The organism is Pseudomonas sp. GM18, from assembly GCF_000282195.1.
Taxonomy (GTDB): domain Bacteria; phylum Pseudomonadota; class Gammaproteobacteria; order Pseudomonadales; family Pseudomonadaceae; genus Aquipseudomonas.
The window spans coordinates 1-9,702 of the sequence record NZ_AKJT01000086.1 but is presented as its reverse complement, the minus strand read 5'-3'; the positions used below and the strand labels follow the sequence as shown (position 1 = coordinate 9,702).

At 58.5% G+C, this 9,702-nt stretch carries 10 protein-coding genes; 6 read left to right on the top strand and 4 right to left on the bottom strand.

What is annotated here, in order from left to right:
• Positions 1 to 377: 377 nt before the first annotated feature.
• The 4 genes from PMI21_RS07070 (at position 378) to PMI21_RS07085 (ending at position 3,594) form a co-directional block, all read left to right on the top strand.
• On the top strand, positions 378 to 2,315 hold the full coding sequence (locus PMI21_RS07070) for an alkaline phosphatase D family protein (protein WP_033064160.1): 1,938 nt from the start codon (positions 378 to 380) through the stop codon (positions 2,313 to 2,315).
• Positions 2,316 to 2,331: 16 nt separating this feature from the next.
• A complete protein-coding gene (locus PMI21_RS07075; protein WP_007940445.1) occupies positions 2,332 to 2,859 on the top strand; it encodes a shikimate kinase in 528 nt (175 codons plus the stop codon).
• Positions 2,860 to 3,088: 229 nt separating this feature from the next.
• A complete protein-coding gene (locus PMI21_RS07080) occupies positions 3,089 to 3,343 on the top strand; it encodes a type II toxin-antitoxin system prevent-host-death family antitoxin (RefSeq protein WP_007940444.1) in 255 nt (84 codons plus the stop codon).
• Positions 3,340 to 3,594 carry a Txe/YoeB family addiction module toxin gene (locus PMI21_RS07085; protein ID WP_007940443.1) on the top strand — a complete coding sequence of 85 codons (255 nt, stop codon included), beginning with the start codon at positions 3,340 to 3,342 and terminating at the stop codon, positions 3,592 to 3,594. The genes PMI21_RS07080 and PMI21_RS07085 overlap by 4 nt, the downstream gene beginning before the upstream one ends.
• A 6-nt stretch (positions 3,595 to 3,600) precedes the next feature.
• Here the strand turns inward: PMI21_RS07085 and PMI21_RS07090 are convergent, their stop codons facing one another.
• Positions 3,601 to 4,776, bottom strand: coding sequence for an aspartate aminotransferase family protein (locus PMI21_RS07090; RefSeq protein ID WP_007940441.1), 1,176 nt, complete (start codon positions 4,774 to 4,776; stop codon positions 3,601 to 3,603).
• 102 nt (positions 4,777 to 4,878) lie between these two features.
• Between PMI21_RS07090 and PMI21_RS07095 the strand changes: the two genes are divergently transcribed.
• Together PMI21_RS07095 and PMI21_RS07100 are read left to right on the top strand one after the other, a co-directional pair.
• Positions 4,879 to 5,784: a LysR family transcriptional regulator gene (locus PMI21_RS07095; protein WP_007940440.1), complete on the top strand. Its 906-nt coding sequence runs from the start codon at positions 4,879 to 4,881 to the stop codon at positions 5,782 to 5,784.
• 74 nt (positions 5,785 to 5,858) lie between these two features.
• Entirely contained in the window at positions 5,859 to 6,872 is a 1,014-nt protein-coding gene (locus tag PMI21_RS07100; protein WP_007940439.1) for a sensor domain-containing diguanylate cyclase, read from the top strand.
• Positions 6,873 to 6,899: 27 nt separating this feature from the next.
• On the opposite strand, the gene msrA is transcribed toward PMI21_RS07100, so the two are convergent.
• From msrA to PMI21_RS07115, 3 genes are all read right to left on the bottom strand, one after another.
• The gene (msrA, locus tag PMI21_RS07105) at positions 6,900 to 7,607 is read right to left on the bottom strand and encodes a peptide-methionine (S)-S-oxide reductase MsrA (protein ID WP_007940438.1); all 708 of its coding nucleotides are present in this window, start codon (positions 7,605 to 7,607) and stop codon (positions 6,900 to 6,902) included.
• Positions 7,608 to 7,635: 28 nt separating this feature from the next.
• Positions 7,636 to 9,444 carry a cytochrome c biogenesis protein DipZ gene (locus PMI21_RS07110; protein ID WP_007940437.1) on the bottom strand — a complete coding sequence of 603 codons (1,809 nt, stop codon included), beginning with the start codon at positions 9,442 to 9,444 and terminating at the stop codon, positions 7,636 to 7,638.
• Positions 9,445 to 9,487: 43 nt separating this feature from the next.
• Positions 9,488 to 9,702 (bottom strand): peptide-methionine (R)-S-oxide reductase (locus PMI21_RS07115; RefSeq protein ID WP_007940435.1); only part of this gene is annotated, 215 nt, incomplete at its 5' end.

Here is a 9,702-nt window from a genome sequence, read left to right as displayed (position 1 = left end):
TATCAGTCTGACTCCACAAGCACCCACACGAATTGCTTGATTCAGTTGTTAAAGAGCGGTTGGTTAAGAGCTTTCGTCTCAACCGAGGCGCGCATTCTACAGCAGCCCCTGTTGCTGTCAAGCATTTAAATTTCTTATTTTCTTCAAGAAATTCAACTACTTGCCACCAAGCGAACATCCAAGATGCTCGTTAGCGGGAGGCGAATAATACAGCATTTTATTTAGCGGTCAACAACCTGCTGTAATATTTTTCCTTATCGCCCCGTGCCTTAGGGCGAGTCCGGGCTTTACTGGCTTTAGTCATCGACAAGCCCAGTCCTCCTCGCTAGCTGCGCTATGATCGCGCGCCTCTCTGCGCGCCAAGAGTCTTGAACTGGATGTCCATGCCTTTGCCACTAACTGACGCTCATCAATCACTGCCACCCGTCCTCGTCGGCCCGCTATTGCGGCGCCTGGAACCTACGCGGCTGGTGCTGTGGCTGGTGGGATCGCGTGCGCTTGCGCTGACACTGCGCCTGCAAGGCATTGATATCCACCTCAGTGCGGATCGATGCACGATCATTCCCGTCGGCACTCATGCCTTTGTTCATTTAATAGATGTACCACTAAACACTGCCCTGCCCTGCAACACGTTGATCGAGTACGACCTGCTGATTACCGAGGCGAATGGCGCTCAGGCAGGCATCGCCGAGTGGGCACCTCATCTACTCTATGGCGAAGCGCGTTGCCCGAATTTCGTGTTGCGCTCGCGGATCGATCACCTGCTGCACGGCTCCTGCCGTAAACCTCATCATCCAGCGGCCGATGGCTTGCTGTGCGTCGACCGGCTGCTTGCGTCCGAGCCGGATGCTTGCAAGCGCCCCGCGCTATTAATGATGAGCGGCGACCAGGTGTATGCGGATGATGTCGCGGGGCCAATGTTGCGGGCGATTCATGCCTTGATCGAACGCCTGGGGTTGTTCGACGAACACCTCGACGGTGCGGTGGTCAGCGACAGCGCCAAACTCTACGAACATCCTGCCAGTTACTACCATCGCGCGGATTTGTTACCGGTACTTGAGAGCAACGAAACCCTGCGCGAGCGATTTTTCGGTGGGGTGCGTAAGCCGATTTTCACCAGCAGCAGCGCCGACAATCATTTGGTGACCTTCGCCGAAGTCATCGCCATGTACCTGCTGGTGTGGTCGCCAACGTCCTGGACGCTGATCGCGCCGCAACCACCGACACTGACGCCCGAACGACGCAAGCGTTATGCCCTGGAGCAGACGCGCATCGATGGGTTCAAGGCGGGGTTGGGTGGCGTCGGTCGGGCGATGGCGCATTTGCCATGCCTGATGATTTTCGACGACCACGATATTACCGATGACTGGAATCTTTCCGCGCAATGGGAGGAAACGGCCTACAACCATCCGTTCTCCAAGCGCATCATCGGCAACGCGTTGCTTGCTTATATGTTGTGTCAGGGTTGGGGCAACAACCCGGATGCATTTCGCAGCGTGCTGGAAAAGACCCGTTTATTAAGCGTCGCAGGGCAAGACCATTACCTCGACAGCGAGATCCAGGACGAATTGATCGATGAGCTGCTGAGTTTTCAGCAGTGGCATTACGTGCTGCCCACTCGCCCGGCGCTGGTGGTGCTCGACACTCGCACCCGGCGCTGGCGTAGCGAGATGAACCTCAAGCAGCCGTCGGGCCTGCTCGACTGGGAAGCGCTCAGTGAGTTGCAACAGGAATTGCTTGATCACCCTTCGGCGATCATCGTTTCGCCCGCGCCTATCTTCGGCGTCAAATTGATCGAAACCGTACAGCGAGTGTTCAGTTGGTGCGGTTATCCACTGCTTGTGGACGCCGAAAACTGGATGGCCCACCGCGGCGCAGCGCAGGTGATCCTGAACATTTTCCGACACTCCCGCACACCCGGTAACTACGTGGTGCTGTCCGGTGATGTGCACTATTCCTTCGTCTATGAAGTATTGATCCGACACCGCAAGGCCGGTCCGCGTATCTGGCAGATCACCAGCAGCGGCATCAAAAACGAATTCCCACCCGCCCTGCTCGAATGGTTCGACCGCCTCAACCGTTGGCTCTACTCGCCTCGCTCGCCCCTTAACTGGCTGACCAAACGCCGACGCATGCGCATTGTTCCGCACATCCCAGAACACGCCGAAGCAGGGGAACGGTTGTGGAACTCGGCAGGGATCGGCCAAGTGTTCTTCAATGAAAAGGGCCAGCCACAGGATATTTATCAATTCAATGCGGATGGATCGCCGAAGACGCGAATGATTGCGCCTGAAACGTCCGAAACAGCAGACTGATTTTGACCGAATTGCCATGAGCAATCATTACCCGGCCACCATGAACCTCACCCGTACCCTGATCATCGGCAACTCCGGTTCGGGCAAGAGTTGGCTGGCTAAACAACTGGCTAAGCACCTGCAAGTGCCCTGGATTGATCTCGACCTGATTCACTGGGCATCCGATGAACACAGCATCGCCCGTCCCCGCAACGAAGCACTGGGAATGGCGCGGGTGGCGGCGAGTGAAGAGCGCTGGGTTATCGAGGGTGTTTACGGCTGGATGGTCAGCGAACTTGTGGAGCAGGCCACTGCACTGATCTGGCTGTGTCTGGAGGACGAAGATTGCGTGAACAACATTCGCCAGCGAGAAGCGACGCGGGACGAGAAGGAAGAGTTGCTGATAGCGTTACTCGACTGGGCCGGTAGCTACCGTACTCGCGAAGGATCCAGTGGGTTTGCCGCGCATCAGCGTTTGTTTGAAGGGTTTAGCGGTTCGAAACGCCAACTGGTGAATCAGGCTGAAGTCTTGGCTTTCGTCAGTGCGGTGCTACCAACCGACTGATCGTCCCTGCCGTTTTCTGGCGTGTGAATCGGACTCCTACATTGGACACGGCTAGCTGGCGAGATTGTCAGAATGGGATTACATCGTTCGCAGAAACGTCTTGAAGAAGCTTCAGCGATACTTTGACCCAAGCGTGGATATGTCGTCTGCGTAATGACCACTCGTAGGTGTCGCCTTGTCATCATGTACTCATTTCTGTACGTTCTTTGCATTGAGCGAGGACTACAACATGCAAACCATCAACTACACCACCGCACGTGCACATCTGGCTGAAACCATGGATAGGGTCAACGAAGACCGTGCCCCATTGCTGGTTACCCGCCAGAAAGGCGAACCTGTGGTGATGATGTCTCTGGCGGAGTACAACGCTCTCGAAGAGACAGCCTATCTGCTCCGTTCTCCAGCCAATGCCGAACGACTGATCAAATCAATCGGTAACCTGCGAGCAGGGAAAACCAAAGTCAGGCAACTTATCGAAGAATGAATATCGAGTTCACTCCTGAAGGCTGGGACGACTATTTGTGGTTTCAGCAAAACGATAAGGCCGGGCTCAAACGAATCAACCTGCTGATCAAGGCGATCCTGCGTGAGCCCTTCGAAGGTTTGGGTAAACCTGAACCGCTCAAACACAATCTGAGCGGCCTCTGGTCACGCCGAATCACCTCCGAACATCGTCTGGTTTATGCAATCGAGAATGGTGAGGTGCGCATCGTGCTTTGCAGGTATCACTACTGAGCACATTCAGGCCGCTTTCACCGCCCGCCCCACTCCTCTGACAATCATCTCCACTTCCCGCTCATCGATCGTCAGCGGTGGCAGCAGGCGAATGGTCTTGCCCCGTGTCACGTTGATCAGCAAGCCGTGATCCCGCGCAGCGATCAGGGTCAGGTCGCGGATTGGTTGGGCGAGTTCGATGCCGATCATCAAGCCCTGGCCGCGGATCGCCAGGATGTTCGGGTCGTCGGCCAGTTCGACGCGCAATCTGGCAAGCAGGCGTTCGCCCTGAAGTCTGGCGTTTTCCAGCAGGCCTTGTTCCTCGATGATCTCCAGCACGGTGCAACCCACCCGACACGCCAGCGGATTGCCGCCGAACGTACTGCCGTGGCTGCCGGGTGTGAACAAATCCGCAGCCCTGCCCCGAGCCAGACAGGCACCGATGGGCACTCCGTTGCCCAGGCCTTTGGCCAAGGTCATGACGTCCGGGATGATGCCTTCGTGCTGGAACGCAAACCACTGGCCGGTACGGCCGATGCCGGTCTGGATTTCGTCGAGCATCATTAACCAAGCACGCCGGTCGCAGAGTTCGCGCACCGCTTTGAGATAACCGGACGGTGCCACTTGCACACCACTTTCACCCTGAATCGGCTCCATCAGGATCGCCACAATGCGTGGGCCGTGGGCTTTCTGCGCCTTCTCCAGGGCGGCGAGGTCGCCGAACGGCACTTTGATAAAATCCCCCGGTAACTCGTTAAACCCCAGGCGCACCGCCGGGCCATCGCTGGCCGACAAGGTACCGAGGGTCCGGCCGTGGAATGCGTTCTCCATGACCACTACCAGCGGCTGCTCGATGCCTTTGTGCCAGCCGTAAAGCCGCGCCAGTTTCAGCGCGGTTTCGTTGGCTTCGGCACCGGAATTATTGAAGAACGCCCGCTCCATACCCGACAGCCGAACCAGTTTCTGCGCCAGCTGCTGTTGCCAGTCGATGCTGTACAGGTTGGAGGTGTGCAACAGCAACCCGGCCTGTTCGCTGATGGCCGACACGATTCGCGGATGGGAATGGCCGACGTTGGTCACCGCCACACCCGCCACCGCGTCCAGGTATTCACGACCGGCCTGATCCCACAGGCGCGTGCCCAGGCCTTTGCTGAAACTCAGGGCCAAGGGTTGGTAAGTGCTCATCAGGCAGGTGGCGGTCATGACATCAAGCTCCATCAATGGTCGGTGTTTTTGCAGTATGGTTAGCCACCTGAGCTGGATAAACATTGCAACACTTCAATCATTTTAAAGCTGGGCTTGATAATGGATTTATTTCAGGCAATGACGGTTTACGTAAGAGTGGTGGAAGCCGGCAGCATGACCGCCGCCGCTTTGCAGTGCGAAATGTCCACGACCATGGTCGGCAATCACCTGCGGGCTCTGGAGCAACGATTGGGTGTGCGCCTGCTTAATCGTACGACACGGCGTCAGCGTTTGACGGAATTCGGCACGGCGTACTATCAGCGGTGTCTCGAAGTGCTGGGGCTGGTGGCTGATTCCGAACGCCTGGCCGAACAAACCCTCGATGAGCCGAGCGGCACTCTGCGCATCACCGCACCGCTGACCTTCGGCACCGAACGGCTCGCGCCGGCCCTGAGCGAATTCACCCTGCGCTGTCCGCAAGTCAAACTCGACGTCGTTTTGACCAACCAGCGCCTGGACTTGCTCGACAACGGTTTCGACATAGCGATTCGTCTGGGCACTACCGAATTGTCCAACATGATTTCTCGCCCGCTCATCGACTACACGATGACCTTGTGCGCATCGAAGGAATATCTGGAGCGTCGAGGTACACCGGAAAAACCCGCCGACCTGCAGCACCATGACTGCCTGGCCTTCGCCTACCCGGCCGGAGATGACTGGCATTCGGCCGCCAAGCAATGGCGCCTGAAGGGGCCCGAAGGCGAAGTCATGGTGGCGGTCAGCGGGCCGATGTTGATCAACAGCTCTGCGGGGCTGCATCAAGCGGCGCGAACCGGCATGGGCATCGTGATGGTGCCCGATGCGCTGGTGGAGCAAGACCTTCGGGACGGAAAACTGGTGGCCTTGATGCAGGACTACCAACTGCCAAGTCGGCCGATGAACCTGGTGTACGCCCAAGACCGCTACCGTTTGCCGAAATTGCGCAGCTTCGTCGACTTTGCACTGCAGTGGTGGGGTAAGCACTAGCCGCAGCAATACGCCATGAACTAATCTCCCGACTGACGAGTCACGTTGATATCAGGACGGCAGGGAGACCGATGATGGGTGAGGCATCGAAAATCGAGCCGTTGAAGTTCGATCTGTCAGATTTTAACGAAGACATGCTGCACACCATTCTGGAACTGGTCAGCGATGGCATCTGGGACTGGAACGCCAACACCGGGTTCGTCTACCGCAACCCTGGGTGGTACGAGATGCTCGGCTATTCGCCCCACTCCCTGGATAACAGCGTGTTGACCTGGGAAAACGTGATCCACCCCGACGATTATTCACGGGTCATGGCGTTGTTTGATGACTACCTGGATCAGCGCGCTCCTGGTTATCAGGCTGAGTATCGCTGCCGCATGAGCGATGGCACTTACACCTGGATCGAAGATCGCGGCTACGTGCTGGCACGTAATGCCGACGGCTCGGTGGCGCGAATGGTCGGTGCGCACCGCAGCATCGAAGACAAGAAACGCCTGTTCGAAGAAATGGAGCGGCGTAATCAATCCCTGGAAGCCATCGTCGAAGAACGCACTCGAGAGTTGTCCCGGGTCAATCAGCAGTTACAGATTCAACTCGAAGAAAATCGCAATTTGGCAGAAACCGATGTGCTGACCGGCATCGCCAATCGCTATCGACTGGAGAAAGCCCTGCCCAAGGAATGCGACCGCGCCCAACGCTTTCGCGAACCCCTGTCGCTGATCGCCATGGACCTCGATGACTTCAAAAACATCAACGACCACTACGGTCACGCATTGGGAGATGCAGCGTTGGTGCAAGTGATCGAGAGTGTGAAGTACTGCGTGCGCAAAGGCGATCTGTTGGCGCGCTGGGGCGGTGACGAATTCATCCTGATCCTGCCCAATACCTTGTTGGCCGACGCCAGGTCACTCGCTGAAAGAATCCGTCATGGCCTGACGAGCCTGCTGCCGGTCGGGGACTATCAAGTGACCATGAGTTTTGGCGTGGTGCAACGCTTTGAAGAAGAACAACAGACCGGGTTGCTGGCCCGGGCCGATCAGGCGCTGTATCGGTCGAAGATCGCGGGCAAGAATCTGATTTCGGGTTGAGGCGACTCCGTCCTGCCCGCCGCCTGCCTACATGCCCGCTTTCACCAACACTGGTTTTTCCTGATACCGATCCGGATACAGTTGCTTCAACTGCGACACTTTCGGCAGGTCATTGATCACGATGTAGGGGTACGTCGGGTGCTCGGTCAGGAAGTCCTGATGCTCCTCCTCCGCCGGATAGAAACCGTTGTAGCTTTCCAGCTTGGTGACAATCGGTTTGTTGAACGAATGGGCAGCGTCGAGCTGGGTGATGTAGGCCTGGGCGACGCGTTGCTGTTCGGTGCTTTTCGGGAATAGCGCCGACCGGTACTGAGTGCCTCGGTCCGGGCCCTGGCGGTTGAGTTCAGTGGGGTTGTGGGCCACCGAAAAATAGATCTGCAACAGGGAGCCGTAACTGACCTGAGCGGGATCGAAGGTCACTTCGACGGCCTCCGCATGGCCGGTGTTCCCCTCGCTGACCCGCTCGTATTGAGCGGTATTGGCTGCGCCACCGGCATAACCGGAAACCGCATTCTTCACCCCTTTGACATGCTGAAACACGCCTTGGACGCCCCAGAAGCAACCGCCGGCAAAAACCGCCGTTTCGCTGTGCGCCTGGGTAGTTTCGTCGAGCGTCGGCGCCGGGATGAAGACCGCCTCTTCGGCGCCTGCGAAAGAGAATGCAGAGCACTGACCGATAACGCTGGCGGCGGCCAAACCCAGAAATGTGCGACGCCAGTTGAATGGGGTTTTCATGGGCTGTCTCCTGAATGAATGGGGGCTATCAACCAAACGTAAACGCATACGCCGACACGCCCGGATCGAGAAACTCGATACTGAAGGTCCGGTCCTTTACGCCTGCGGTCTGGCGTACCAGTTGATACAACCGCTGCTCGGTGACGCTGCCGCTGCCATCAGGCGCGACGTCGATACCGTGGGCATCGCCTGGAGGCTTGCCGTCAATCGACACTTTGAAACGCACCGGTTTGCCGTCAACTCCGGGGCCCAACACCAAGTGCAGGTCGCGAGCGTGAAAGCGATAGACGATGCGACTGCCGGGGGCACCTGAGACGGCACGCTCCGGACCGACAGTCCATTGGCCGCCCAGGCTCCAGTCATTGAGAGCCAGTTGTGAGGGTGGGCTATAGGCAGTCGCCTTATCCGGAACCAGGCCGGTTTTAGCAACGAAATGCTCCGCCCGCCGGTAGCCGACATAAGTTTCGGGCGATTGCACTTCATTCATGTCCGGGGCGAGTTGAACACCCTGGGCATTGGCATTGATCAGCCCGTCCGCGACTTTCGCGGCGCCTGCCTCACGCAGCAGTTGCTGAATCACTCGCTCCGATTCGGCGTAGTTGCCTTCACCGAAGTGGTGATAACGAATGCGTCCCTGAGCATCGGCAAAGTAGTGAGCCGGCCAGTATTGATTGTTGAAAGCACGCCAGATCTTGTAGTCGTTATCGATTGCCACCGGGTAGGTGATGCCCAGGTCCTTCATCGCGTTGGTGACATTGCCTACATCCCGCTCGAAGGCAAACTCGGGCGCATGGACACCGATAACCACCAGGCCCTGATCGCGATACTTCTCGGCCCAGGCCTTCACATACGGCAGGGTACGCAGGCAGTTGATGCAGGAGTAAGTCCAGAAGTCCACCAGCACGACCTTGCCCTTCAACGCCTGGGCTGTGAGTGGGGGCGAATTGAGCCATTGCACAGCGCCGTCCAGCGATGGAAGGTTGCCTTCAATCGGCAGCGCGTCCGGCGTCTTCGCGGTCATTTTCATGGCTTCGCCAGCGGCCATCATGCTGCCGGCGGGTTGATCGCCGGCCCGTGGAATCTGCGCCATCATCGCTCCGCTGTTGGCTGGAGTCTTACTGGCCAACCGGTTGACCAGAGCCTGTTCGATACCGCCGGTGGACGCTGTCGAAACCCGCGCCAGAATCCCGGTGTCCAGCCCCAGGGCAATCGCCACCACACCGACCAGCATCGCGGCGCCCAGGCCACGACGTAGCCACTCGCCAGCACCTATCGAGCGCTTCATCGCGGCGAAGACTTTACCGCCCAGCAACAGTGCCGCGGCGAGAGATGTGGCGGCACCGGCCGCGTAAGCCAGTAGCAACAGGGTGGTCGCGATGCTTGCCCCTTGCAGCGCCGCCCCGGTCAGCAGCAAACCCAGAATCGGCCCGGCGCAGGGTGCCCAGAGCAGGCCCGTGGCGACGCCGATCAGGAATGAAGCGCCGGGACGCGGCCGGGCATCGGCGCCAGCGGCTTCCGACAGCCGACCGCCGGCCGCCACCAATGGACGCGTCAGGCGTTCGGCCAGCCGCGGCAGCAACAGCGTCAACCCGAACAGTGCAACGAACAGCAACGCGAGCCAGCGACCGTACTGATTGACTTGCACCACCCAACCGCCGCCCACCGCCGCCAACGAGGCGACGAGCGCGAAGGTCAGCGCCATCCCCGCCAGCAACGGCAAGCCACTTTTCATAAACGGCTGCCCGGTGCGAGCGAAGACAAAGGGCAATACCGGCAGAATGCACGGGCTGACAATTGTCAGCACACCACCGAGATAAGCGAGGACCAGAAGCCACATAACGTCGACCTGCATGAAGTGAGTGAAAGGAAGTGCCCATGAATTACGCCTGTGGCTTGAAGGTCAGCGCCAAGCCGTTCATGCAGTAGCGCAGACCGGTGGGCTTTGGCCCGTCCTCGAAGACATGCCCCAGATGACCGCCGCAACGACGACAGTGCACCTCTTCGCGCAGCACGCCGAAAGAGCGGTCCTGACGGGTAGCCACCGCGTGGTCCAGGGGCGCCCAGAAACTCGGCCAGCCGGTACGGCTGGGGGCGT